The 25980-nt window shown below is 44.4% G+C and carries 23 protein-coding genes; 18 read left to right on the forward strand and 5 right to left on the reverse strand.

Going from position 1 to position 25980, the window contains the following annotated elements:
• Positions 1-112: 112 nt before the first annotated feature.
• From BK127_RS07470 to BK127_RS07510, 10 genes are all read left to right on the forward strand, one after another.
• Positions 113-913 (forward strand): HAD-IIA family hydrolase, encoded by an 801-nt coding sequence (locus BK127_RS07470; RefSeq protein ID WP_305954290.1) that lies wholly within the window; start codon positions 113-115, stop codon positions 911-913.
• Positions 914-1084: 171 nt separating this feature from the next.
• On the forward strand, positions 1085-2410 hold the full coding sequence (locus tag BK127_RS07475; RefSeq protein WP_076229400.1) for an ABC transporter substrate-binding protein: 1326 nt from the start codon (positions 1085-1087) through the stop codon (positions 2408-2410).
• A 170-nt stretch (positions 2411-2580) separates the two neighbouring features.
• Positions 2581-3423 carry a carbohydrate ABC transporter permease gene (locus BK127_RS07480; protein ID WP_372237347.1) on the forward strand — a complete coding sequence of 281 codons (843 nt, stop codon included), beginning with the start codon at positions 2581-2583 and terminating at the stop codon, positions 3421-3423.
• A gap of 51 nt (positions 3424-3474) precedes the next feature.
• Entirely contained in the window at positions 3475-4287 is an 813-nt protein-coding gene (locus tag BK127_RS07485) for a carbohydrate ABC transporter permease (RefSeq protein ID WP_076229402.1), read from the forward strand.
• 16 nt (positions 4288-4303) lie between these two features.
• The gene (locus BK127_RS07490) at positions 4304-5122 is read left to right on the forward strand and encodes a sugar phosphate isomerase/epimerase family protein (RefSeq protein WP_179097414.1); all 819 of its coding nucleotides are present in this window, start codon (positions 4304-4306) and stop codon (positions 5120-5122) included.
• Between the two features lie 84 nt (positions 5123-5206).
• A complete protein-coding gene (locus tag BK127_RS07495; protein ID WP_076229404.1) occupies positions 5207-6490 on the forward strand; it encodes a glycoside hydrolase family 18 protein in 1284 nt (427 codons plus the stop codon).
• 138 nt (positions 6491-6628) lie between these two features.
• Positions 6629-7525 carry an NAD(P)-dependent oxidoreductase gene (locus BK127_RS07500; RefSeq protein ID WP_076229405.1) on the forward strand — a complete coding sequence of 299 codons (897 nt, stop codon included), beginning with the start codon at positions 6629-6631 and terminating at the stop codon, positions 7523-7525.
• A 366-nt stretch (positions 7526-7891) separates the two neighbouring features.
• Positions 7892-8791: a helix-turn-helix domain-containing protein gene (locus tag BK127_RS07505; protein WP_076229406.1), complete on the forward strand. Its 900-nt coding sequence runs from the start codon at positions 7892-7894 to the stop codon at positions 8789-8791.
• 193 nt (positions 8792-8984) lie between these two features.
• Positions 8985-9137, forward strand: a complete 153-nt coding sequence (locus BK127_RS43610) for a hypothetical protein (RefSeq protein WP_179097407.1) — start codon at positions 8985-8987, stop codon at positions 9135-9137.
• Between the two features lie 34 nt (positions 9138-9171).
• Positions 9172-10197, forward strand: coding sequence for a sialidase family protein (locus BK127_RS07510; protein WP_076229407.1), 1026 nt, complete (start codon positions 9172-9174; stop codon positions 10195-10197).
• A 77-nt stretch (positions 10198-10274) separates the two neighbouring features.
• Here the strand turns inward: BK127_RS07510 and BK127_RS07515 are convergent, their stop codons facing one another.
• Positions 10275-11078 (reverse strand): sugar phosphate isomerase/epimerase family protein, encoded by an 804-nt coding sequence (locus tag BK127_RS07515; protein WP_076229408.1) that lies wholly within the window; start codon positions 11076-11078, stop codon positions 10275-10277.
• 38 nt (positions 11079-11116) lie between these two features.
• Entirely contained in the window at positions 11117-11944 is an 828-nt protein-coding gene (locus tag BK127_RS07520; protein ID WP_076229409.1) for an AraC family transcriptional regulator, read from the reverse strand.
• A gap of 170 nt (positions 11945-12114) precedes the next feature.
• Between BK127_RS07520 and BK127_RS07525 the strand changes: the two genes are divergently transcribed.
• The 7 genes from BK127_RS07525 (at position 12115) to BK127_RS07555 (ending at position 19899) form a co-directional block, all read left to right on the forward strand.
• Positions 12115-12996, forward strand: coding sequence for an AraC family transcriptional regulator (locus tag BK127_RS07525; protein WP_144026402.1), 882 nt, complete (start codon positions 12115-12117; stop codon positions 12994-12996).
• Positions 12997-13283: 287 nt separating this feature from the next.
• On the forward strand, positions 13284-14957 hold the full coding sequence (locus tag BK127_RS07530) for a type 2 periplasmic-binding domain-containing protein (protein ID WP_076229411.1): 1674 nt from the start codon (positions 13284-13286) through the stop codon (positions 14955-14957).
• A 43-nt stretch (positions 14958-15000) separates the two neighbouring features.
• Entirely contained in the window at positions 15001-15975 is a 975-nt protein-coding gene (locus BK127_RS07535) for an ABC transporter permease (protein WP_076229412.1), read from the forward strand.
• Positions 15976-15987: 12 nt separating this feature from the next.
• On the forward strand, positions 15988-16869 hold the full coding sequence (locus BK127_RS07540) for a carbohydrate ABC transporter permease (protein ID WP_076229413.1): 882 nt from the start codon (positions 15988-15990) through the stop codon (positions 16867-16869).
• A gap of 77 nt (positions 16870-16946) precedes the next feature.
• A complete protein-coding gene (locus tag BK127_RS07545) occupies positions 16947-17726 on the forward strand; it encodes a phytanoyl-CoA dioxygenase family protein (protein ID WP_076229414.1) in 780 nt (259 codons plus the stop codon).
• 138 nt (positions 17727-17864) lie between these two features.
• A complete protein-coding gene (locus tag BK127_RS07550) occupies positions 17865-19049 on the forward strand; it encodes a Gfo/Idh/MocA family protein (RefSeq protein WP_076229415.1) in 1185 nt (394 codons plus the stop codon).
• A gap of 22 nt (positions 19050-19071) precedes the next feature.
• The gene (locus tag BK127_RS07555) at positions 19072-19899 is read left to right on the forward strand and encodes a sugar phosphate isomerase/epimerase family protein (protein ID WP_076229416.1); all 828 of its coding nucleotides are present in this window, start codon (positions 19072-19074) and stop codon (positions 19897-19899) included.
• Between the two features lie 95 nt (positions 19900-19994).
• On the opposite strand, the gene BK127_RS07560 is transcribed toward BK127_RS07555, so the two are convergent.
• Positions 19995-20837 carry an AraC family transcriptional regulator gene (locus BK127_RS07560; RefSeq protein WP_083689144.1) on the reverse strand — a complete coding sequence of 281 codons (843 nt, stop codon included), beginning with the start codon at positions 20835-20837 and terminating at the stop codon, positions 19995-19997.
• Positions 20838-20983: 146 nt separating this feature from the next.
• Between BK127_RS07560 and BK127_RS07565 the strand changes: the two genes are divergently transcribed.
• Complete coding sequence (locus BK127_RS07565; RefSeq protein ID WP_076229417.1) at positions 20984-22495, forward strand: sulfatase family protein; 1512 nt, start codon at positions 20984-20986, stop codon at positions 22493-22495.
• 125 nt (positions 22496-22620) lie between these two features.
• Here the strand turns inward: BK127_RS07565 and BK127_RS07570 are convergent, their stop codons facing one another.
• Entirely contained in the window at positions 22621-24135 is a 1515-nt protein-coding gene (locus tag BK127_RS07570; RefSeq protein ID WP_076229418.1) for a response regulator transcription factor, read from the reverse strand.
• On the reverse strand, positions 24132-25889 hold the full coding sequence (locus BK127_RS07575; RefSeq protein ID WP_179097415.1) for a cache domain-containing sensor histidine kinase: 1758 nt from the start codon (positions 25887-25889) through the stop codon (positions 24132-24134). The genes BK127_RS07570 and BK127_RS07575 overlap by 4 nt, the downstream gene beginning before the upstream one ends.
• Positions 25890-25980 lie beyond the last annotated feature (91 nt).

A 25980-nucleotide genomic window follows, 5' to 3' on the forward strand; every position in this document is an offset into this window, starting at 1 on the left:
CCCTTTTATGCAGCAAGTGGAACCGCCTTTATTTGGGCGCGCCGATTCCGTTTGATGGATAGAGGGTTTTTTGTGTTGTTCCAAGAAAGGAGATGCTCACAGATTGCCGGATGTGATGGATTGGGATGGTTACTTTTTTGATTTGGATGGAACGATTTTACTTGGAGAACAGCTGCTCCCGGGTGTCTCGGAAACTTTGGCCGTGTTAAGGCAAACAGGAAAAAGGATTTTGTTCTTGAGCAATACTACGACGCGAACCCGTATGGATTGCGTGAATCGGCTGCGCAAGCTTGGCCTTGAGGCGCACCTGGAGGAAATCGTGACGGCAGCTTTCACAGCAGCTATATATCTGCGTGAAGGCACGCAGGAGCCGCTGGTATTTGCAGTCGGGGAGCCGGCACTGTTCAGTGAGCTGGATGAGCAGGGGGTCAAGCATACGATGGACCCGCTTGCCGCTACACATGTGCTTGTAGGTATGGATATGCATTTTGATTACGATAAGCTTCATCAAGCTATGACGGCTGTACGCAATGGAGCTGCCCTGATCGCTGCGAACCCCGATCCGAATTGTCCGGTCGTCGGCGACGTCATCCCTGATACGTGGTCGATGGTGAAGGCCATAGAAGCGGCAAGCTGTATAGCACCGCATGCTGTTATCGGCAAGCCGTCCGAGCATTATGCAGCTAAAGTGCAGGAATGGAGCGGTCTGAGTGCCGAACGTTGTCTAATGGTGGGTGACCGGCTGGAAACGGATATTTTATTCGGGTCAAATCATGGCTTTTACACGGCGCTTGTATTGACGGGGGTCACGGCGAAGGGAGATATCGAACAATCTCTGATACAACCTGATTATGTATGGGATTCATTGGATGATTTACTATCGATCCTGACCATGCATAAGGAACAGGTGTAAGCAGTCAGGCTCAGACGAACCACTGCAGCAAAGCACAGAGCATTAGAGTTTACACCTGCTTCACACTGCTGTAATCATGGGATCACAATGGTTTGTTACAGTGAATGAGGAAGCGGCGGAAGTGGGCAGTTCTTCACAAATAAGATCATAGGAAAAAGGAGAGATTTACTTATGCGTTCCCTCACAACAAAAATGATAGGTCTTACTTTATGCGTCTCCATGCTGGCCGCCTGCGCCAAAACGACAACCGAGCCATCTGCGGCAGCACCTGCAGGGGCACCGACCGATACGAAAGCAGAGAAGGTCGAGCTTAGCTTCTATTATCCGATTGCTGTGGGTGGTCCTCTGACGGCTACGATTGAAAGCATGGCTCAGGAGTTTACCAAGCTTAATCCGAACATAACCGTTAAGCCGATATACACAGGCAGCTATGCGGATACCGCAGTCAAAACCCAAGCAGGCGTACAGAGCAAGAATCCACCCGATGTGGCCGTGCTTCAGTCTACCGAGCTGTTCAGTCTGCTGGACATGAACGCGATCGTTCCGTTGGATGATTTCATTGCCAAAGAAGGCGGCGATAAATATTTGTCCGATTTCTATCCGGCATTTATGTCAAACTCCCAAACCGGCGGGAAGACATACAGCATTCCGTTTCAACGCAGCACCATTGTGCTTTATTACAACAAGGATTTGTTTAAAGCGGCAGGGCTTGATCCAGAGAAGGCTCCTCAAACCTGGGACGAGATGAAGGATTATGCGAGCAAGCTAACCAAAAACGGGGTATGGGGCTTGGAAATTCCGGTGACGGGATATGCTTACTGGATGATGCAAACCTTTGCGTTGCAAAATGGTAAAAATTTGATGTCCGAGGACGGTAAAAAGGTCATGTTTAATACACCTGAGAACGTGCAAGGACTGCAATATTGGAGCGATTTGGCGAAGAAAGACAAAGTAATGCCGGAAGGCGTCACCGAATGGGGAACTGTACCCTCTGACTTCCTGGAAGGCAAGACGGCGATGATGTACCATACAACCGGCAACTTATCCAACGTGAAGAAAAATGCCAAATTCAATTTTGGTGTGAGCTTCCTGCCTAAAAATAAAAGCTTTGGAAGTCCAACAGGTGGCGGAAACTTCTATATCTTCAAAGATATCGAAAAGAAAAAGCAGGAAGCAGCCTGGAAATTCGTGAAATTTATGACCGAAACGGAGCTTGCTGCACAATGGAGCATCGATACCGGTTATGTCGCTGTTAAAAAATCGGCCTATGATACAGAACGAATGAAGAAATATGCGGCAGAATTCCCCGCAGCTCTAATTGCCCGTGATCAGCTGCAATATGCCGCTGCGGAGTTATCCACACATAACAACGGCAAGGTTATGAAAGCATTAAACGATCCGATACAGGCCGTGTTGACAGGCAGTATGGCACCTGCTGAAGCTCTGCAAAAGGCACAGGAGGAAGCAGACAAGGCGCTTGCACCCTTTAATAAGTAATTGTTGAAAGCGGGGAGGCAATGCTGCGGCACTGAACAGGACGCATAGCAGACTGCTTCCCCTTACTTAACTTCATGATGTACGGACTTACTCAGATATTAATGCGAGGAGGCCCCCAATTGGGCAGCAAAAAATCAGTCTTTAGCTGGAAAACCAATGCGTTTGCCTGGATGCTTCTAGCGCCATCGCTTGTCTTTTTGTTTCTATTTACGTTCTATCCGATTGCCAAAACGATTCGACTCAGCTTTTATCAAGCCGATTTGGCGACACCGGTACCTATTTTCAACGGTTTGGATAATTATAAGCATTTGCTGGACGATATGGTTTTTTGGCAGGTCATGTCCAACAATATGTGGTTTGCGATTGGCACGGTCCCGACCTCGATTCTGTTAGCGATCCTTATGGCGGTATTCACCAATAAAGTAATGCGGGGCACAAGCCTGGCACGGACCGCATTTTTTTATCCAACGTTAATTCCGATGATTGCAGTAGCTAATATTTGGTTGTTTATTTACACGCCGCAGTATGGATTGCTCAGCAGAGTCATGAAAGGCTTTATGCAAACCGATGTGAACTGGCTGGGATCACCGCAGTATGTAATGTGGGCAATGGTGATTATGGTAATTTGGAAGGAGGCCGGATATTTTATGATTTTTTACTTAGCCGGTCTGCAAAATATTTCTCCGGATTTGTATGAAGCTGCACAGATGGATGGTGTGGGACGCTGGACGGTATTTCGTAAAATTACCTTTCCACTGCTGATGCCGACAACATTATTCGTTTCCATTGTGGCCTTGACCAATTCGTTTAAGCTGGTGGATCACTTGCTGATTATGACCAAGGGTGGACCGAACAACGCCAGTAATTTGCTGCTCTATTATATTTACGAATCTGCGTTCAGCTTCTGGGATCAGGGAATGGCTTCAACCTTGACGGTTGTAATGATTGGGGTTCTTCTATTGTTTGCAGCGTTAAATTTCCTCGGACTGGACAAAAAAATTCATTATCATTGATGCCTCTCAAGGCCCAAGTAAGCTCCCGTGAGGGGGAGAAAGGCGATCCCTATGCTGCTTAAAAAATTGAATATAAGCCAATGGCTCTTATATATAGGTGCCGCCTTCTGGCTAGTGCCGCTGCTTTGGATGACGGTAACCGCATTCCGCCCCAGGCAAATTGCTTTGTCACCTTCATTTTCACTGGAGTTCACACTTGATAATTTTGCCCGGGTCTGGTCGGCTGCACCCTTCGCGCAATACTATTTGAATACGATCCTGATCGTGGTGGGCGTATTCCTCGTACAGATGATTACGGCTTCGATGGCTGCCTTCGCCTTTGCAAGAGTGGAGTTTCGCGCGAAAAATATCGTGTTCCTGCTGTTTCTTATCCAAATTATGGTGCCTGCCGATGTGTTGATTTTTCCGAATTACAGCGTACTCAAGGAATTGTCACTGCTCGATACCAAGCTCGGTGTGATGCTGCCGTATTTTGCATCGGCTTTTGGCATCTTTCTGCTGCGGCAGATGTTCAAGACGATCCCTCCAGAGCTCGACGAGGCTGCTGTAATGGAAGGCTACTCGAAATGGCAGATTTTGTGGAAAATCTATTTCCCGCTTTCCCGTCCAACTTATGTGGCCTTTGGGCTCGTATCCGTCAGCTATCATTGGAACAATTTCCTATGGCCTTTAATTGTTACCAACTCCGTAGAGAACCGTCCCTTGACGGTAGGTCTGGCTATATTCGCACAGTCGTTCGAGATAGGTGCTCAATGGACTGAAGTCAGCGCTGCTACACTGCTCGTCATCGCACCGCTGATGATCGGATTCCTGTTATTTCAACGACAGTTTATGAACAGCTTCATTCATTCAGGAATGAAATAATAACCAAGAAAGGATGATGAATATGCTGAAAGGCAATGAATGCTTGATCTCGACGTATGCTTTGGCAGATATTCCCTTGGATGAGGCGGTTAATCATTTAATAAATAAAGGCTGTAAAGCGATTGAAATTATGTGTGAAGGGCGTCATGGAGAATTGTTGGATTGGCCGCAGGAACGACTGAATGTGCTGAAACAGCTTGGAGATGAGAATCAAATCATCTGGACGATTCACGCTCCCATAGCGAATCTGAATCTGGCAGCGGAGGAAGAGGAGTTAATTCAGTCTAACACGGAGCTGCTGCTTCGGACCTTGCAGATTGCGGAGCTGCTGGAATGTGCTTATGTGGTGCTTCACCCCGGAGAGCTGAGCAGGGACAAGGTGGATCGGGATGGCGCGAGTCATGAAGCAGCGCTGAGAATAGCTGCCTTTTTGCAGGAGATTGTGAACGAAACCGAAGGATCACAAGTTATCCTTGCTTTGGAAAATGTGCCTCCTTATCCTGGATTGTTGGGCACAGATAGCGTGTTTTTGAAAAAAGTGATCCATCTCGTACAATCCCGACGTGTGAAAATTGTTTATGATGTGGGTCATATGCATTTGATGGGTGAAGGGCAATGTGAACAGTCGTTTCAAAGCCTGCTGCCGTTTATAACGAGTATTCATCTTAGTGATAACCAGGGGCAGCATGACGATCATCTTCGGCTGGGAGCAGGAACCGTTCCTCTGAAATCGGTGCTAGCCATGGCCAACGAGTATAGTTATTCAGGTGCTTGGGTGCTGGAAATGAGCAATATGAACGATATCCGATTATCTCAGGAGTGGCTTGGTCACTAACGCTAAACATTTTTTTACTAAACGAACAATTATTCGATGTAATTGAATATATGTTTAATAAGGAATGTTTAAGGGGGGGACGTCATGCAGATCCAGGTTGTCCGGCCAGGCCAGACGCTCTATCAGCTTTCACAAGCTTATGGTGTAAGTATTCAAAGCATTACAGATGCAAATGAGCTATCACCGGATAAGTCGTTGGTCGTGGGACAGGCATTAGTAATCCCGATCACGGGTCAATACTATTGGGTAGAGAGCGGGGACAGCCTGTATACGATTGCCAATAAATTCAGAATATCACCGCAGCAGCTGGCATCGGTCAACGGTTTAGCACCAAACCAGCCACTCAACGTGGGCCTCAGGTTATATATTCCACCAAGGCCTCGCAGGAATATCGAGGTTAATGCTTATATCGAGCCTCGTGGTGATACGGTCTCACCTCCACTTCTCCAGGCAGCCCGGCAAGCGGCCCCCCATCTTACTTATCTTGCTCCTTTTAGCTTCCGCATCCAACGCGATGGCACATTGAAGGCTCCTCCTCTCGCTGGTCTCCAGACCATAGCCAGTAATAACAATGTGACGCTGATGATGGTTATAACCAATCTGGAGCAACAATTCAGCGCAGAGCTTGGCGCAGTCCTATTAAATGACGAGCAGCTGCAGGATACCTTATTGGATACGATTATTCAAACAGCCAAGCGGCTTGATTTCAAGGATATTCACTTTGATATTGAGCATCTGCGTCCACAGGATAGAGAAGCCTACAACCGTTTCTTACGTAAAGCAGCGGACATTATCCATAATGAGGGATTCTTGATGTCAACGGCGCTCGTACCCAAGACCAGCGCAACCCAAGTGGGTGCATGGTACTCGGCACACGATTATCGTGCCCATGGTGAGATTGCTGACTTTGTCATCATCATGACCTATGAATGGGGGTATAGCGGTGGGCCTGCTATGGCTGTATCCCCGATAGGTCCGGTTCGGCAAGTATTGGAATATGCGCTGACGGAAATTCCCGCCTCCAAGATCATGATGGGACAAAACCTCTACGGATACGACTGGACCTTGCCCTTTGTGGCCGGAGGAGCGTATGCCAGAGCTTTAAGTCCTCAGGAGGCTATTAATTTGGCCCGTGAGCGGCAGGCTGCGATTCAATACGATTACGTGGCGCAGGCTCCACATTTCACCTACTGGGACGATAATGGTAAAACCCACATCGTATGGTTTGAGGACGCAAGATCGATTCAAGCCAAATTTGATTTATTAAAGGAATTAAACCTTCGGGGAATCAGCTATTGGAAGCTCGGATTAAGCTTTCCTCAGAACTGGCTGCTTATCGAGGATAACTTCAATGTCATCAAAAAATGAAAAATTCGATACGTCGTCTGCTTTAATTCGATGAATTTCCGTATATAGCTAGCATGAGGCCTGCGTGATTGCAGGCTTTTTTCATTTACTTAGGTTATAATAGGAGAGGTATCATCATTCCATTTAGGAGGTAATCAAGTGAATATTGCTTTTGTTGGTTTGGGGACTATGGGGCGGCACATGGCAGTCAACTTATTAAAGGCTGGATATAAATTAAGCGTTTACAATAGAGATCGGCGCAAGACTGAGGGTCTCGGCTCTTCCGTCCATGTTGTAGACTCTCCCGGCGAAGCTGCCCAAGGAGCAGACATCGTGATTACGATGATCTCAGATGACCGTGCTGTCAAGGAAGTTTATTTGGGTGAAGGCGGAATTGTTCCTGCGCTACAGCAGCAGCCGGGTGCCCGCACACTTATCGATTGCAGTACAATCTCTCCGGATACAAGTCTGGAGCTGGCTGCTCACTTATCAGCAATTGGCGTACAGATGCTGGATGCACCGGTTACAGGCAGCGAGCCTCAAGCTAAAGAAGCGCAGTTGACTTTTATCGTTGGTGGAGATCGGGAATTATTCGAGAGCTGCCTGCCTTTATTTAATGCCATGGGAAAAAAAGCGGTACATATGGGAGCGCAGGGTACAGGTTCGCAAACGAAGCTTGCCAATAACGCTTTGGTTGCTATTACGCTGGCAGGACTTTCCGAGAGTATCTCACTTGTTCGTCAAGCTGGCATTGACCCCGCCTTATTTCTAGAGGTTGTAGCGGGTGGCGGAGCGCGCAGCGGCATGGCGGAGATGAAAGGACCCAAAATGCTGAGTGGAGACTTTTCGCCGCAATTTATGACACGGCTAATGCTGAAGGATTTGAAGCTGGCCCGCGGATTGGCGGAATCGTTCGAGCTCCCGGTGCCTGCACTATCGGCTGTCAAGGAGCTGTTTCAGGTCGCTTGCAACGATGGGTATGGCGATGAAGATATGAGTGCGATTGTTAAATGCTATGAAGACTGGGGTAAAGCCGGAGTCAGCCATCGTAGCTAGGCTAGCATCATTCCCTGCATCACAAGTACAGGCTCACCCTGATTTCTTCGAATTACATCTTCCTAAAAGTGCGGCGAATAAGTCGCACTGCGCGGCCAAATATCCCTCCGATCGATGACGCTTCTCCGGGATCATTTGGCCGCTTCGCTCTTTATTCACCGGACTCCTAAAGATCAGTTGGTTATCCAAGCTGATCTTTTTTTCATCCTGGATAACATCCCACTCATTCTAAACCTGCAGGTGTAATTTTACGGATACGGATTTGATGGGTTGTCGTGCATGATCAACAGCTTTATACTAAGGATAATCATGGAAGAATCCTGCTGTCAGGGAATCATTTATTAGAACAGGTGGAAAAAACCGACTATGTATTATTGGAAAGCACAGATCGAAAAGCCGATCGAATTCGTATCTGCAGGGCACTTTACCGCCGGTTATCCGTGGATTCACGGTAAACGTTCGATAAACAGCTTTGAGATTATCCTCGGATTGCGCGACACTGCCTATATTCAGCAGGAGGATGAACAGTTTGAGGTGACTCCAGGCAGTGTACTGCTGCTATTGCCGGAACAGACCCATTGGGGTTATGCGTATTCGGACCCGCAGGTTTCTTTTTACTGGCTGCATTTTCAATGTCCTGAGAGCAGTATGGAGTTCATGGATGAGAAGCAGGCCGAGGCCGAGCTTGGGCGTTACAAGCATAATCCTTATTTGGATCAAGGTATGCCATTTGTCCTGCTGCCGGCGTTTTTTAAACCACCTGAGGTGGACAAAGCGGGGATTTTGTTTCGTCAGCTGCTGCACATTGTGGAATCACGCTATTACACCCGGCAGGGGGCCGACTACATGCTGACTTCTTTATTAATTGAGCTGACGCAGCAATCGATGACTGCTTATACAAGCCCTCAAGGGGGAATGACTTCGAGGCACCAGAGGATGATGAGTGTGCTGGAGTGGATTCGCATCCATGCTGTCAAGCCTATATCGGTTGATGATGCTGCACGTGAATTCAATTACAATCCCGACTACTTGACCCGTTTATTTAAAAAGGAAATGGGCATGAGCATGCAGGAATATATTCAAAAAGTCAAAATCGACCGCGCAAAGGAAGAGCTGGGCCGCACCGATCTTTCGATTAAAGAAATCGCCCATCGGTTGGGATTTGAGGATGAAAAATATTTTATGAAAGTGTTCCGCAAGCATCAGCAGATGACGCCTACTGAATTCCGTCGTGCTTTTTACCGGACACATTTGAATAACAAGTAGATCGTTGAAACTCCCTAAAGTAGACAGTTGAAACACAGTAGGAGAAATGAATCATGTTCTTTCTCATAATTGTAGACAAATGAAACGGCCTAATGGAAATGGTTAATCATCTTCAGCATGAAATCGATTACAATACAATCAGAGCGGTTGTTTCAAATATCCACTTAGGGTCGGCAAGGAGGGCACCATGAGTATGAATAATTGGATTAAGGTGATGCGAAAAAATAAACTGTTTTTCAAAATTCTGATGTACTTCTTATGCTTGCTGCTTCCTATCCTGGCCGTGTACCCGTTTGTTCAAAAATATTTTGTGCAGGGGGTGATGGTTGGCTCGGTTAAAGGCTGATAGTATTCATTACAAAACAAAGGAGAACTTAACCATGAATATTCAATCCCAAAAACAATTTATATTTGAAGACGACCGACCTTTTCCAAGCTGCCATGCTTCTACGCTGGTCGTTTTGTCGAATGGCGACATCCTGGCTGCATGGTTCGGCGGTCTGCATGAGAAGGCTAGTGATGTGGCGATCTGGATGTCGCGGCGTACCGGAGAGAGCTGGTCAGCACCTTATCTAGCTGCAGATGAAGAGGGCATTGCCCATTGGAATCCGGTGCTTTTTGACGATGGCCGCAAGCTAACGCTTTATTATAAGGTCGGCCATGAAATCACAGATTGGTTTACACGGGTAATTCATTCTGTGGATGGCGGACAGACATGGACGGAGCCGAAGGAGCTTGTTGAAGGCGATATCGGCGGACGAGGACCGGTACGCAATAAGCCGATTTCCTTAAGCAATTGCATCATATTGGCGCCTGCTTCTATCGAGAGGAAGGACCCGGATGCGCCGGGCAAGCAAATTTGGGAAGCATTCGTCGATATATCCGACGATTACGGACATACCTGGAGGCAGAGCAGCCTTGTGCCCATGGAGGTCTCTAAGCTGGTAGGGGCGGTGCATTCACATGCCAAAGGGTTTATTCAGCCGACATTGTGGACGTCAGGCGGGACGCATGTCCATATGCTGCTGCGCAGCACCGAAGGCCTTATTTATCGCAGCGATTCGGAGGACAACGGAGAAACCTGGCGCCTGGCCTATCCGATAGAGCTGCCCAACAACAACAGTGGAATTGATGTCGTGCAGATGGACAACGGGCTGCTGGCGCTTATTTTCAACCCGGTGACTGGTTATTCCACAAGTAGTCCACGTACACCGATAGTCATTCGTTTTTCTTCGGACAATGGCAGTACATGGACGGATGAAATCAAGCTGGAAACCGAGCCTGGTGAATATTCATACCCAGCCATTGTTGCCAAAAACAATGAGCTGTATGTAACGTATACCTGGAAGCGGGAACGAATCGCCTTTTGGCAGCTGACCTTGCAGCAGCAGGCGGTCCATAGCTAGAGTTGAAGAGTCGACAATCATGCTTCAAAAAAAGTCCGGTTCTCCCATCTGGGAAGTAACCGGACTTTGGTTTATAGCTAAACGAGTTTTTTGATATAGGACATGTAAGCGGGCAGTGAAACCTCAGGTTCCTCCAGATAAGGAGCCCACTTCTTCTCATATTCCAGCGAGAGCCAGCCGTTATAGCCATTTTCCTTGAGAATACTGACAATCTGGGGGACAGGCACATCGCCATCTCCGATCAGACAAAGCTTTTTACCGTCTTCGCCTTTAATCGCGTCCTTGACATGGGTATGCTTGATGTAAGGAGCAAGCTCCCTGTAGGTAAGTTCAGGCTCTTCCCCATGCAAATACGGATGCTCAAAATCCCATAGGACGCCAACACTGCTGCTGTCGGTTTGATCCAATATATGCTTGATGATGCGGTGATTATTAATATCTCCATGGGTTTCCAGCAGTACAGTAACGCCTGTTCCTTCTGCATAAAGCCCTAATTCAGTCAGCCCTGATGCGATTGTGCCTGCGATTTCCGCTTCCGAAGCGCCTTCAGGAATGATGTCTCCAAATACTCGGATGTAAGGTGCTTGGAGCTTCACTGCAAGATCTATCGCATCCTTACCTTCCAGAATGGAGGCACGGTATTTCTCCTCATTGTGAAAAGCGCAGGATGTGTCCAGACAACAGATTTCCAAACCCTTTTGTTGTAAATCCAACAAAGTTTGCTCTATATTTTCGGGTAAAAACGGTCGCGCCCGAGGTAAGTACATCTCGCCTTCCACGCCTCTTAACTCAATACCGTCGTAGCCAAGCTGCGCGGCTGCATTCAGGGTTTGCTCCCAGCTCCAATTCGGGCTTGCCAATGTTTGAAATGCTATCTTCATCAGGTTCTCTCCTCAACTACAAATTATCGTATCGTACACTAATTACCCTTGTATTTTCCAGGAGAAATACCAACGGTTCGTTTAAACATTTTTAAAAAATTGGAGTAATCATTAAATCCACATCTTTCGCACGTATCTGTGACGTTATAGCCTTCAGAAAGAATTTCTTTTGCTTTGGAAATTCGTTTAAATAAAATATATTCATGGATGTTACTACCGATATTTTTTTTGAAAATTCTCCCCATATAAAATCGATCCACATAAAACTTTTTGGAGAGTGATACAAGGGTAAGATCTTTTTCCAAATTCATGTCAATATAGTCCAGTAATGAAATTAATAAATCAGGCATTGTAGAAAGACTTTCTGAGCGATTAACGTCCATAAATACAATATTAATCAGAACCAACATTTCAACGAGATAATTGAGCTTTAAAATTTCATAGCCAGCATCGTTTTTAAGATTCTCCATTTGATTAAAAAGCCGCAGTATTTCAATAGTCTGACTCGGTTTAAGAGAAATCTTATTTTGTTGGCCCTTCGGTTTGTTAATAAAACAATTCAGAAGATCGAGCCGTGGAGAATTGAAAGGACGGACGATGTGTGGTGCAAACTGTAGTGTTATTCTTTCGTATAACCTATCATTTCGAAAAGCCGGCTTATGAATTTCCTGATTATTGGTAATCATTAAATCGCCGTATTTTAAAGGATATATACTTTTTTCAACAAAGTAGTTCACATCACCTGATATTAAAAAGTAAATTTCAAACTCTTCATGCAAATGAAAGTTAACGTTATATAGGTTAGGATTTAAGAGTTTATGCTCATAACGAATGCAATCATCGATATTTCCATAAGCTAAATTCATCCATATGACCTCACTTTATCCTACACAAATGTTTCAGGCTGAAATAAACTATTGGCTTTTCTGGGCTGTAACTGTTCTCATCACCTTTCTGATTTGTAGTTGCGGTACGTGTGACATTCATGATAAGAATAGAGTATTATATAAGATATGCAATTTCATTGTAATTTTTGATGAAAATATGGACTAAATTGATGTTTCATGGGGGGATTGCACTGCCTATTACTTATTTAGACCAAATCGATCATTATATTCAATTTTTGCATGTGCAGCGGAAAAGCCATAGTATCGATTTTCATCTGCATCAAGGCTGTGAAATTTACTTTCTCCTTCAAGGTGATGTTAAATATTTTGTGGAAAAAACGGTCTATCCATTGCAATTCGGCGATTTGATTATTACGAATCAACACGAAATTCATAAACCGTCCTTTTCGTCAGATGTTGTGTATGAGCGAATTACTATTGAATTTGACCCCCTAATTGCTGCGCAATATCAGACTGAGGATTTCAATCCTTTATCCTGCTTCTATGACAGACCCATCGGTACAAGAAACAAGCTCTCTCTAACCAGTAATGATTCAGCAGCCTTACTTAGTTTATTTATGAAATATGATGCTTTAAAAAACCATCCTTCTTTAGGAAACGCCGTTATGAAAATGGGTTGTTTTATGGAAATCATGGTTCATATCAACCGTCTATTCCAAGAGCAGAAGATTACAGATCAAGGGCTTGATTTGCATCATAAACTGTCTCCCGTTCTGGACTATATTGAAATGCATTTGGGAGAGGATCTGAGTCTTGACCAATTGGAAAAACAGTTTTTTATAAATAAATATTACCTAATCAAGCTTTTTAAAAAGTATACCGGAAATACAATTCATGAATACATTATCTATAAACGTATATCTCTGGCTAAAAAATTACTCGCAGAGGGCAGCAGTGTGACTGAGGCTTGTATGGTCAGCGGATTTAACGATTACACCAGTTTTTTGCGTATGTTCAAGAAAAAAGTAGGGATATTGCCTCGGGATTATCAAAAGAATTATTTGGGATAAGCAGCTTGCTGTGGAATCTGTAATGAAGCTAATCAACAAGATGCAGTAAGTCTCATAAGGAGACTGCTGCATTTTTTAATGCGGCCTCAAAGTGCACAAAAAACAATATTTTAATCACAAAAAACAATGATATATCCTTTGGAATATTTTAGAATAGCAGAGTATGATTGTTTATCCTTTTATATCTAATAACACCTTTTTTTGTATGCGCTTTCGTTTCTTTATGCAAAAAAGCTTGAAGAACTTATCAAAACTCTAAACAAAAAAATGTCAGGGGGACTTAATCAATGAATCGTAAACTCGGCAAGACTTCAGCTTATGTCATGTCTTTTACTTTAATCACAGGCCTATTATCAGGCTGTACTTCCAATGCAACGCAGCCAACAAATTCACCGCAAAAGACCGAGGAAGCTATATCGTCAATCCAACTGCCCATCGTAAGTAAACCTATTACATTGAAAATGTTTGTGTCCATGGACCCCAAGGTTGCGGCAACAATGAAAAATTATAATGAAATAGCACAATTCAAAGAATTGGAAAAAAGAACCGGTATACATATCGATTTCATTCATCCGGCATCCATGGATGCGGCGGCAATCAAAGAACAGTTCAATCTTATGATAGCGTCAGGCGACTTACCTGATCTGATATATTATAACTGGATTAATGATTTTAACGGTGGACCTAATAAGGCTATCAAGGATGGCATCATCCTTCCACTCAATGATTTGGTAGATAAATATTCTCCCAATCTCAAAAAATTTATGAATTCTGACCCAAAAGCAAATAAACAAATCCGCACAGATGATGGTACGCTTTATGTATTCCCTGAGGCACAATCACCGGATCAGTACGCCAAGGTAAACCCGAATCCCAATCCCGCTTTTCAGACATTTGGCTGGCAAATACGTCAGGATTGGCTGGAAAAACTGAATTTAAAGTCACCTGAAACGATTGATGATTGGTATGAAGTGTTAACCGCTTTTAAAACAAAAAATCCTAGCGGCAGCGGAAAAAATGATGAGATCCCTCTGGCGCCTAAAGGAGCAGGGGATTTACAGAACTGGGTAAGGGCTTGGGGGATCAATTACGGTTTTTATCATGATGGGGATACCGTTAAATTTGGACCTTATACATCTGAATATAAGGAAGCGCTTACGACGTTAGCCAAGTGGTATAAAGAAGGATTGATAGACCCTGATTTTGGATTAACGGATGCCAAACAATTCGATACCAAGGTAGTAGGTAACCGTGCAGGTGCCTGGACGGGATCTACATCAGGAACCTTCGGAAGATTTGTTCAATTGATGAAAGCAAAGGATCCAACCGTAAAATTATTGGGAACGGTTCCGCCATACGTTAAAGGGACAAAATCATATAATTTTAATGCAGATGAAATCAAGGTTGCTAATGGCATTGGTGTAGCCATATCCGCCAAAAGTAAGTATGCCAAGGAGGCTGCGATGTGGTTGGACTATGGCTATAGCCCAGAAGGAGCATTGCTCAATACGTTTGGTATAGAAGGCGAAAGCTACAAGATGGTGAATGGTTCTCCTCAATTACTCCCTGAGATCACCAATAATCCAAAGGGTCTGTCTATTGATGAGGCATTATCCAAATATTCCAGAGGATCTGGCGGCTTAGCTTATGTAATGACACCTGAGATATGGCACCAACGCATGTCATTACCCGAACAACAGCAAATTATCGGATTATGGAAAGCAGGTTCATACGATAGAATCATGCCGCCAGTAACGCCAACCATTGAGGAATCGACCAAAATGGCATCTGTTATGTCTGCGGTTAACACTTATAAGGATGAGCAATTCCTGAAGATCGTTATGGGACAGTCTTCTATTAGTGATTATGATAATTATATGAAGACATTGAAGGGTATGGGAATCGAAGATGCCATCAAAATTCAGCAAGCTGCATACGACAGATATATGGCAAGAAAATAGGCTAGTGTATCTGTAGAAGGACTGTTACCAATGGGAGGGAACTATGGATCAGATTAAGGTTGGTGACGCGGCACTTTCTGGAAATGTTTATCAGACGAAGAAACAAACCGGTTTTGTGCATAGACTTAAAAGAGATTTATATAAAAACCGAATGATTTATTGGATGGCATTGCCGGTTATGGCTTACTATATTATTTTCCAATATCTCCCTATGTACGGTGCTTCCATCGCTTTTAAAGATTTCTCCCCAATGAAGGGAATCTTGGGAAGCTCTTGGGTGGGCATGCAGCATTTTAACGATTTTTTTAAGGATGTATACTTTGGAAGAATACTAAGCAATACTCTCTTAATCAGCTTATATAACATTATATTTGGATTCCCGGCACCCATCATTTTAGCGCTCCTATTGAATGAAGTGAGAAAAAATGTGCTTAAGAGGTTTGTACAATCAGTTACGTATTTGCCGCATTTTATTTCTGTCCTGGTTTTATGCGGTCTGATAGTCGACTTTACTGCAAGAAACGGTATCGTTAATGATTTGCTGGCTTTCATGGGAATGGAAAGAATAACCATGCTGCTTAAACCTGAATTATTTAGAACGATTTATGTGAGCTCCAATATTTGGCAGGAGGTAGGATGGGGATCTATCATATATTTGGCTGCGTTAGCCGGAATTGATCAAGATCTGTACGAAGCAGCAACGATTGACGGGGCGGGAAGATTTAAGCAAATGCTCCATGTTACGCTGCCTGGAATTATGCCGACGATTATTATTCTTTTTATTTTGAGAATGGGAAGTATGATGAATGTTGGGTTTGATAAAATATTTCTCTTATACAATCCGATTACCTATGAGACGTCGGATGTTATTTCAACCTATGTATACAGAAAAGGGATTCTGGAAGCGAACTACAGCTTCAGTGCGGCAGTAGGTTTATTTAACTCAGTTATCAATTTCGTGCTTCTGGTAGTTACCAACAAAATCAGTAAAAAAGTGAACGAGACCAGTCTTTGGTAGGGAGTGGACAAATTGAATGTAAAGAGAAGTAAAGCAGAAATCATATTCGGATTCTTTAATATTAGCTTTTTATTGTTCCTTACATTAATCACGTTGTATCCATTTCTGTATGTTGCTTTTGCATCATTAAGTAATCCATCTTCGTTGGCCAGTCATTCCGGTCTGCTGCTCTGGCCGTTGGGATTCAATGTTGACGGTTATATCAATGTTTTTAAAAATCCCAATATTATAACGGGTTATACGAATACAATCATTTATGTGGTCGTGGGAACTATCATCAATGTTTTTATGACCGCTCTCGGAGCCTATGTATTATCCAGAAAAGGTGTCATGCTTCGAGATCCGATGATGATGATCATTGTGTTCACCTTATTTTTTAGCGGAGGTCTGATTCCCAACTATTTATTAGTGAGAAGCCTTGGCATGTTTGACACCATGTGGGCACTCATTCTGCCGGGAGCGATCAGTACCTATAATTTGATTATTATGAGAACCTCTTTCGCAGCAATCCCGGATAGTCTGGAGGAATCCGCGAGAATTGATGGAGCCAACGATATCACGATCTTGTTTAAAATCGTTCTGCCGTTATCGCAAGCCGTGATATCGGTTATGATTTTGTTTTATGCTGTGGCGCATTGGAATTCGTGGTTTAGTGCAATGATTTATTTGCGCAATAGAGATGCGTATCCTTTGCAGCTGTTTTTACGTGAGATTTTAATAAACAGCAGTACCGACAGTATGATCACAGGCTCCAACGGAAATGACAAAGAGGCAGTCAGCGAGATTGTTAAATATTGCACTATCATTATAGCCACTTTACCGATCATTGCCGTTTATCCTTTTATGCAAAAATACTTTACTAAAGGGGTTATGATAGGAGCAGTGAAGGGATAAGTATCAGCCCATGGTGAGGGTAAGGACTATGGCTCGGGATGGATACACCAAATGATTATGGAAAAGGGGAATTAACCTTGATAACTGAGGACCAAGTGCAATTTTATCATGATAACGGTTACTTACTGGTAAAGGGTGTATATAACACTGAAGAAGTTAGGAGGTTCCAGGAATCAGTGGAAACCTTCCTGAAGCGTGCAGCCGCCTCTAAATTTGACCGGAGTCACGCTTGGCAGGGAGATTATTTGCCTCCGGAACAATTGAAGAAGCTTGTGCTGAAAGGTTTTCATGACGTACAGTACCATGACGCCCAATTTACTCAAATGATCACACAATTGAAGCTGGTCGGTATATTCGCCAAGCTGATCGGTGACAATGTCCAACTGCATCATACCAAAATGATGGTCAAACCTCCGGAAAAGGGCGCTGCCTTCCCGATGCATCAGGATTATCCGTATTTTCCGCACACCAAGCATAGTATGATGCTAGCAAGCATCCATTTAGATCGAACGAATGAGGAAAACGGATGTTTGCATGTCATACCTGGCTCCCATAAACAAGGACCTTTGCCCCACGTAGGAAGCTACTATTTGAACCATAAAGAATATCCTATTGAAAGGGGAACTCCCTGTATAGCTGAAGCGGGTGACGTATTATTTTTTAACTATTTAACGATTCATGGATCGCCGATTAACCGCAGCGACCGGACTCGTAGGAATATACTTGTACAGGTTCGTGATCCCGAGGATTTGCCGACGAATGATAAACATGTAAATTGGGGACAGGGGATGATGCTTCATGGTATCAATCCTTTATTCAGAAATTATAATTATGAAGGAAAATTAGCGGAAGTTTAACTGTGGACAACGTAAATGAATCATGTGATTAGTCAATAATTCCTACTTTTTCATCAAAAATTACAAGGAAGTTGCATTTGGTACCCTTTAGAATAAGGAAGAACCTAATATCACAAATAATTGAGGGAGACGGATGATATGAGTGAACGGAAAATAAGTATAGGACTAGTAGGACTCGGGAACATTGGCTCCACACATGCCAAAATATTGAAGGAAATGAGCAATGTTCACATAGCTGGTGTATGTGATGTTGTTCAGGAAAAAGCGGATTCCTATGCCAAGGAACTGAATACGCAAGCTTATACCAATTACAAAGATTTGCTGGAGCAGTCCGGGCTGGATGCAGTTATTATTGCCGTGCCGCATTATGATCACCCTACCGTTGCTTTGGAAGCCTTTGCACGTGGAATCCATGTTATGTGTGAAAAGCCGATTGCTGTTCATCTTAACGATGCCAAGCGTATGATCGATGCTTACGAGGAAGCTAAAAAGCAGCACCCGAATTTGGAATTCGCCATCATGTTCCAAGAGCGCACCCTACCTTTTTACCGTAAAGTGAAAAGTGTTGTAGACAGCGGCCAGCTCGGTAAGCTTACGCGTGCTACCTGGATCAATACGGCATGGTTCCGTTCCCAGGCTTATTATGACAGTGGAGACTGGCGTGCAACCTGGGCAGGCGAGGGCGGCGGTATTTTGACAAATCAGTGTCCGCACACACTTGACATGTATCAATGGTTGTTCGGTGTACCTACCAGCATTACCGGACATGCACATATCGGCAAATATCACAATATCGAAGTCGAGGACGAGGTAACCGCATACTTTGAACATGCTAACGGCATGATCGGGCATTTGATGGTGACGACAGCTGAGTCGCCGGGAACGAATCGAATGGAAATTATCGGTGAACACGGCAAGCTTGTACTGGAGGATGGCAAGCTGGTTCTTTATAAAAATCCGATGTCCATGCTGAAATACTCCAATGAAACCGAACAAAAGTTCAGTAAAATGGAATTCGAAAAGATCGAGATTGAAGTCGATATTAATGAGCCTTCCGGACATCAAGTGGTGACTACCAAATTTGTTGAACGGCTGCTGAACGGTACCGGAGAGCTTATCGCTCACGGCGTTGAAGGTGTAGGCGCACTGACTTTGGCAAACGGTATTATGCTGTCCTCGTTCCAAAAACAGACGGTAACTGTTCCGATTGATGCTGATGCTTTTGAAGCTAAGCTGAAGGAACTGATTGCCGGTTCAAAATTCGTTAAGAAAGCGGCAGCAAGCTTGTCGCAAGAAGATATGTCCAAATCTTTTGGCAAGTAATGAATGGAGAGGGGACCTCGCTGTGAGTCATGTTAAGCTTACTTGTTTTGCCGATGAAATAGCTTCCGATTTAAATGAACAGCTGGATGTTCTTGAGCAGGAAGGTATCAAATATTTGGAATTACGTGGAGTATGGGGCAAAAATGTGCTTGATCTGAATGAAGAAGAGCTGAATCAAATACAAGCAGCATTACAACAACGAGGTTTTCGTATTTCATCTATTGCTTCACCGATCGGCAAATACTTAATAACGGACCCCCTTGAACCACAGCTTGAGGCGCTTGATAAGGCGGTACACGCGGCGCATTTGTTTGAAACTCCGTATATTCGCATTTTTTCTTATCGGCTGCCTGAAGGTGAATCCGTTGAAGCCCATCGTGCAGAGGTGCTGTCCAGACTGAAGCAGCTCACAGAGACTGCCAGCCGTCATGGAGTCATTTTGATCCTGGAAAATGACAGCAATTTGTACGGTGCAACTGACGACTGCTGCCTGGACATTCTTGCCCATTGCGATTCCAAGCATATGCGTGCAGCGTTTGACCCTGGGAATTATGTAATGAATAACGTTCAGCCCATGCACGACGCTTATCCCAAGATTGCTCCCTACATCGACTATGTCCATATCAAGGATGCTACACAGGTGCCCCGTCAATTTGTACCAGCTGGTGTAGGAGAGGGTCACATTGAGGAATTGCTCGTTACATTAAAGGAACGTCAGTATGACGGTTTTCTATCGGTAGAGCCTCATTTAAAGCATTATTTGCCTGAAGCAAACGATTCGGAGCGTGTTGTTGCGGCAATCCGTGCATTAAAGGTGTTGCTCGATAAGGTAGACCAGACCTGGGAATAGTATGGTCATAATTGAATTCAAACCGGCTCTTCACTCGAATATTTTCGGGAGGGAGCCGTTTTTTGTGTGCATCGATTATTCGATCTCTGCTCTGCTTACCCCCGATATCCTTTGGGTGATATTCCGTACAGCTTCGTAAAAGCACGGGTGAAAGAGAACAAATCCGGATACCCAAGAGAAAGGGCGATTTCAGTTACTGAAAGATCGGTTTTCTTGAGCAGCTGGCTGCCCTTTTCCAAACGAAGCCTTTGTAAATACTGCATCGGGGAGCAGTCAAACTCTTTCATAAAAGCAGTATACAGATGGGACCGGTGCACACCCATATACCGCGCAATATCGTCTATTTTGATATTTTCCGTGCAATGCAGCTCCATATAAGGTTTGACCTCGGCAACCCAATGGCGCTTTGGCATGGCTTGTTGAATGTCGGTGTTTTGTTTGATTCGCCACAGCAGCTCAAATAGCAGACTTTGCTCGCGCATTGGATCAAGTTTGCCTTTTTGAAAATATTGAATGAATTGCCTGATTGTCGCCCATACGCGATGGTCCAGCGCCTGCCTGAGATAAAACGATGTATCCGTCAAACCCACCTCTAACAGTAAGAAAGGGACCTGTGGGCCATCAAGCGCCAGCCATACCATGTGCAATTCCTCAGAACAATCCGGTATCGCTTGATAAATATACGATTTCCCAGGAAATAGACAGAAGGCATCGCTCTCCGCCAGCTCTACCGATACGCCTCCGCTTGTCACCTGAACTTTCCCTGATTGAATCAAATGAAATCCATATTGCTGAATGCTTTTCGGTCCGACAACATAATGGGGTTTCGCTTTATTATGTCCGGCCCGGACGATCCAACTGCCGCCTGCCGCTTGCATAGGTGTGGGAAGCGAGTACCAATGCTCAGCAAACTCATGGGCGTATTCCTGCATATCCATCGTCAACTCCCTGATAACCTGTCCTACCTTCAGGATAAATCAACAGACAACATAATGACAAGTACAACATATTTGCATTTTCACGGAAAGGAAACCGATTTATACTATAAGATAAAGAAATCGATTCCTAACAGGAGGATTGTATAATGAGTAAGCCCAACATATTGCTAATTACAAGTGACCAACAGCATTGGAATACCCTTGGCGCTTTTAATGGTGAGATTTCCACTCCGAACCTGGACAGATTGGTGAAGCAGGGAACAACCTATACGAAGGCTTATTGCCCGAATCCGACTTGTACACCTACGAGAGCTTCTATTGTTACTGGCATGTATCCGAGCCAACACGGAGCCTGGACCTTGGGCACGAAGCTTTTGGAGGACCGACATACCGTTGGTGAAGATTTTAAACAGGCTGGTTACCGAACAGGACTGATCGGGAAGGCGCATTTTCAACCTCTAAAGAGTACGGAGACATATCCTTCCGTGGAGTCGTACCCTATCATGCAGGATCTGGAATATTGGAAAAGCTTTAACGGGCCCTTTTACGGGTTTGATCATGTGGAGCTCGCACGTAATCATACGAATGAAGCCCATGTGGGACAACATTATGCAATCTGGATGGAGCAAAAGGGCTGTACCAACTGGCGTGATTATTTCCTCCCACCGACCGGAACGATGGATCCGTCCGTGCTGCATAAATGGCCTATTCCTGAGCAATATCATTACAACACCTGGATAGCCGAACGAACCAATCAGCTACTTGAAGATTATAGTCAAAATGAGGACAGCTTTTTTCTATGGGCAAGCTTTTTTGATCCGCACCCTGACTATCTCGTACCGGAGCCTTGGGATACGATGTACGATCCGGAGCAGCTAACCATTCCAACCGTAACACCTGGTGAGCACGATCAGAATCCGCCGCATTTTGGAATGACTCAGGAGCCGAATCCAGATTTCTCACATTTACTGGAAAGCGGCTTTGGTATCCATGGCTACCATTCCCATAATCGGCACTCGGAGAGTGAACGCAAACAGCTTGTTGCCACTTATTACGGAATGATCAGCTGTATGGATAAGTATATCGGCCGGATTTTGGATAAGCTCGATGAACTGGGGCTAACGGATAACACCATTGTCGTGTTTACAACAGACCACGGCCACTTCTTTGGTCAGCATGGTTTGCAATATAAGGGCGGCTTTCACTATGAGGATCTGATCAAAATTCCTTTTATCGTCCGTTATCCGGACCATGTGCCAGCAGATGTGCAATCTCCGGCTATTCAATCGCTTGTTGATCTCGCGCCGACATTTTTGAGTATGGCCGGAATTGCAGTCCCTCACAGCATGACGGGTGTCGATCAGAGCGAAGTATGGTTAGGGAAGTCCGATCAGGCGCGGGACCATGCCATCTGTGAATTCCGCCACGAAGCGACTACAATTCACCAAAAAACGTATGTAGATCAACGATATAAAATAACAGTCTACTACAATCAGACCTATGGCGAAATCTTCGACCTGCAGGAAGACCCGGGCGAGCTGAATAACCTGTGGGATGACAGCAAGAGTGCAGCATTGAAGACAGAGCTGCTGTTGAAATATGTATGGGCGGAGCTTGGAAAAGAACCGCTGCCGATGCCGCGCATTTGGCACGCTTAGACGTCACCAATATAAAAAGATGGTTTCCTTGTAGCGGAACCATCTTTTTTATCTCCATTAGGTCATAAGGAGAGCCTATCAGGCTTATATTCACAATAATCACTCGTGACTATTGTTCACCTCTATTACAATTTCGATGAGCTCTCCGACTCCACCTTCTTGTAATTTTTCTTGTATTCAGACGGATAACACCCAACAAATTCTTTAAATAGCTTTGTAAAATGTCTTGTACTGAAATAGCCAACCTGCTCGGCGGCTTGCTGTACCTGTACCATTGGATCAGACAGCAGCTCCTGCGCTTTCAACATCCTGAGTTTGGTCACATACTGCATAAAGGTCGTTCCTGTTCGCTTATGGAACTGACTGCTTAAGTGATTGGGAGTCACACTGAACTCTTCTGCAGTACGACCTAATGTTAAATCTCCTGCATAGTGCTTTTCTATATAAGCAATGGTCTTGCCTACCAAATCAGGCTTAGTATCGACTTGTCGAATCTTTTTATCCAGAAGATGTACGCCAAGACTTTTGAGTGACTGCAGCCATTCCGCTTCCCCAGTTGGAATGAGCACGGGCGCTTGGATGGAGCAGTTGAGAAACCGTGAAAAAGCCAATGACGTTTCTAGAGATACCGAATTGCACTGCTCTGAATAGTATTTAACAAATTGCTCAATCGTATCCATATAGCCTACATATTGTGCTCTGTGGTATTCATCTACTGCTTTATTTAAGAGGTGGCATAGCTGAGAAATCATTGGCTGTGATTCAACTGCAAGTAAATCTGCTTGAGTCCAACTGTGTGAGATTCCCAATGAGCAGCGGAGATAAGAAAGCTTATGAAGCATATTTACCTCAGCTAGCAGGGAGATATAAGAATCGCATTCACCAGATTGTACCAGTGTAAATGCCTGACCCGGCTCCTCAGCCTGCTGTACCAGCTCGGCGTGAGCAGAGAATAGCTGATCCAATTGCTCTGCGCCCTGTGATGTCTGGTACTTCCCGACTACAGCCCAATCCCCACTGGGCAGAATTAAAGTAGCCAACTCCAAATCCTTGTGGGAATACTGCGACATTGCTGAGCGAATGGCACTGATCAACAGCTTGATGGCTGCAGATTTTTCCGTTTCCGAGTAGCAGCTGTCCATATAAATAATCTGACATCGAATCCCGCTGTAAGGCTTAGGGGACTGTTCAATTTCTTCCCAGTCGCGAATGAGACCGTGAAATAAGGATAACATGTCCGACTCAAAAAACTTGTTCTTCTCAATCATTTGCAGAAATGCCGTTTGCTGTATTTTGGTCAGTAGTACACGTATATCCTGAATATCGACCGGTTTCAGCAAATACTCCATCGCTCTCAGTCGGAGGGCTTCTTTGGCATATTCAAAATCAGCGAAACCGGTTACTATAATCCATTGGGTATCCGGTGATAACGGGGCTGCTTCTTGAATCGCTTCGAGACCTGATTTGCCAGGCATTCTAATGTCCACAAAAGCAGCCTCAGGCTTGATCCGTTCAGCTAGTTGGATCAGCTCCTTACCGTTGCGTGCTTCATAGATATGCAAATCCGGGCAAATTTCCAACAACATAATCGATAATGCTTCCCTTGCCAATTGTTCATCATCAGTAATCACAATATTCATGGTGCCAGCTCCTCTTTGTTAAGAGATATAGTGATCGTTATGGTAGTACCCTGTCCTGGGCTGCTAACCAGTAGAAATTCGTGTTTATCCGGAAAAGCGAGCGCTAATCGTTCCTTAACATTGCTTAAACCGATATGCTGATCATCTATGTGCACGGAAGTATCAAATCCTAATCCGTTATCTGAAATGCGAATGACAAAGCTTTCTCCGTTATCGCTATCGGGAGCCATTTGAGCTCTTACTTCAACTATACAAGGATGCTCACAAGGCTCAACGCCGTGAATGATAGCGTTTTCGACTAACGGCTGAATCAGCAGCTTGGGAATATAAATAGGTGCCAGCTCGGGTGCCAATGTGATGTTTATTTGTAAGCGGTCACTAAAACGTATGCTCATCAGCTCGCCGTATTTGTGAATACTGGAGAATTCCTCCTCCAGACTACAGGAATCATGAGAGGTTAAGAAGTAACGGAGCATCCCGCTTAACGATAATATAGCACGCTCCAGCAGCGCATGTTCTCCTTTTCGGTTTAGACTCACGAACGCATTTAATGTATTATACAGAAAATGAGGGTGAATTTGTGACTGCAATGCGCGAAATTCGGCATTTCTTAGCTTCAGCTTGTTCAGATACTCATTCGTAATTAATTCATCCAACTGACTGATCATTTTGTTCAAAACAGTTCCCAATTGAGCGATCTCATCCTGCCCTCGAACGGAAAAGCGTTTGTTCATATTGCCGAGCTGAACCTGGCGCATGACGCCGATCATTTCTTTGAATGGTGTCAGTAAGGTTCTGGAATAGGCCAAAAACAAGAAGAAGGTAAGCACCACGCCACCTGCTGCAAATATCGCTCCCGTTAAGCGCATCCAATGGGTTTTGGAGGCAAGCTCTGCTTTGGATAACCAAACTGTAATTTTCCAGGAGCTGGTCGAAATTTCCCTGGATACAGCTACATAGGAATGCTGATTAAAATCGTTATTGGTCGGGTTTTTCAGAAATTGGTTCAAAGCCTCATGAGATAAGTTCGTATTCGAATAAATCAACCTTTGATCCTTGTCCGTAATGGTAACGAAAGAATCTGCGTTAACGGAAATTTGTCTTACGATTCGATCCAAAATGATCGTATCGGCATCAGCCATAATGACGGCAAGCGGTTGTTTGGAGTCTGGATCCTTAATTAATCGTGCTACCGAGAATACCTCTGGGACAGCAGTCAGCTTTAAATAATCCTGGGGATGGACATTAACAAAGGCTACTCTTCCGTTAGCTACAACGGCTTCACGATACCAGTTTTGCTCTGTATAAGGATAAGCGTTGCGAGTTTCAGTCAGCTGCGAGCTGCTATCATTATAGTAGACAGAACCATCAATAGCCACAAGCAGTGTGCCTAATATATCCTTACGTAAATTGACTAGCAAGCTCGGAAGTGTATGGTACAAGGTATAGTCGGCTTTAAACTTTGAATACGGATCAAGAGGACTGTTGACGCCCCGGGCTTTTTGCTTGAGAGAATTCATCACATCATTATTCGTGTAAGGAGAGATTGTGACTCGTTCCAAATCGTCCAGATACGTTTGAATGTTTTCGGTCAAGCCGATCAAGGTAGCATCGGTAAGCTTTTCCGTTTCTTTCGTGATAATTTTCACATAATAGGCAGGCATCACAAAAGCAATTATAATAACAGGAATCAGTATCGTTAACGAGTAGAGCAGAATCAGTTTCACTCGAATCGAGATTTTTGGCTTATTCAAGAGAGACTCCCCCTGCATTAATTTGAGGTCGATTATACTTGAAAATGAATAGGGTTGCAAGATTAATTATGAGCGCCTGAAATCGTAGATT

The sequence above is a fragment of the Paenibacillus sp. FSL H7-0331 genome, from assembly GCF_001956045.1.

What these genes read in the sequence shown, in the direction of transcription:
- BK127_RS07475 (WP_076229400.1), top strand. Translation starts at nt 1,085, where the DNA reads ATGCGTTCCCTCACAACAAAAATGATAGGTCTTACTTTATGCGTCTCC.
- BK127_RS07480 (WP_372237347.1), top strand. Translation starts at nt 2,581, where the DNA reads ATGCTTCTAGCGCCATCGCTTGTCTTTTTGTTTCTATTTACGTTCTAT.
- BK127_RS07485 (WP_076229402.1), top strand. Translation starts at nt 3,475, where the DNA reads ATGCTGCTTAAAAAATTGAATATAAGCCAATGGCTCTTATATATAGGT.
- BK127_RS07490 (WP_179097414.1), top strand. Translation starts at nt 4,304, where the DNA reads ATGAATATGCTGAAAGGCAATGAATGCTTGATCTCGACGTATGCTTTG.
- BK127_RS07495 (WP_076229404.1), top strand. Translation starts at nt 5,207, where the DNA reads ATGCAGATCCAGGTTGTCCGGCCAGGCCAGACGCTCTATCAGCTTTCA.
- BK127_RS07505 (WP_076229406.1), top strand. Translation starts at nt 7,892, where the DNA reads ATGTATTATTGGAAAGCACAGATCGAAAAGCCGATCGAATTCGTATCT.
- BK127_RS43610 (WP_179097407.1), top strand. Translation starts at nt 8,985, where the DNA reads ATGAATAATTGGATTAAGGTGATGCGAAAAAATAAACTGTTTTTCAAA.
- BK127_RS07510 (WP_076229407.1), top strand. Translation starts at nt 9,172, where the DNA reads ATGAATATTCAATCCCAAAAACAATTTATATTTGAAGACGACCGACCT.
- BK127_RS07515 (WP_076229408.1), bottom strand. Translation starts at nt 11,078, where the DNA reads ATGAAGATAGCATTTCAAACATTGGCAAGCCCGAATTGGAGCTGGGAG.
- BK127_RS07520 (WP_076229409.1), bottom strand. Translation starts at nt 11,944, where the DNA reads ATGAATTTAGCTTATGGAAATATCGATGATTGCATTCGTTATGAGCAT.
- BK127_RS07525 (WP_144026402.1), top strand. Translation starts at nt 12,115, where the DNA reads ATGAAAATATGGACTAAATTGATGTTTCATGGGGGGATTGCACTGCCT.
- BK127_RS07530 (WP_076229411.1), top strand. Translation starts at nt 13,284, where the DNA reads ATGAATCGTAAACTCGGCAAGACTTCAGCTTATGTCATGTCTTTTACT.
- BK127_RS07535 (WP_076229412.1), top strand. Translation starts at nt 15,001, where the DNA reads ATGGATCAGATTAAGGTTGGTGACGCGGCACTTTCTGGAAATGTTTAT.
- BK127_RS07550 (WP_076229415.1), top strand. Translation starts at nt 17,865, where the DNA reads ATGAGTGAACGGAAAATAAGTATAGGACTAGTAGGACTCGGGAACATT.
- BK127_RS07560 (WP_083689144.1), bottom strand. Translation starts at nt 20,837, where the DNA reads ATGGATATGCAGGAATACGCCCATGAGTTTGCTGAGCATTGGTACTCG.
- BK127_RS07565 (WP_076229417.1), top strand. Translation starts at nt 20,984, where the DNA reads ATGAGTAAGCCCAACATATTGCTAATTACAAGTGACCAACAGCATTGG.
- BK127_RS07570 (WP_076229418.1), bottom strand. Translation starts at nt 24,135, where the DNA reads ATGAATATTGTGATTACTGATGATGAACAATTGGCAAGGGAAGCATTA.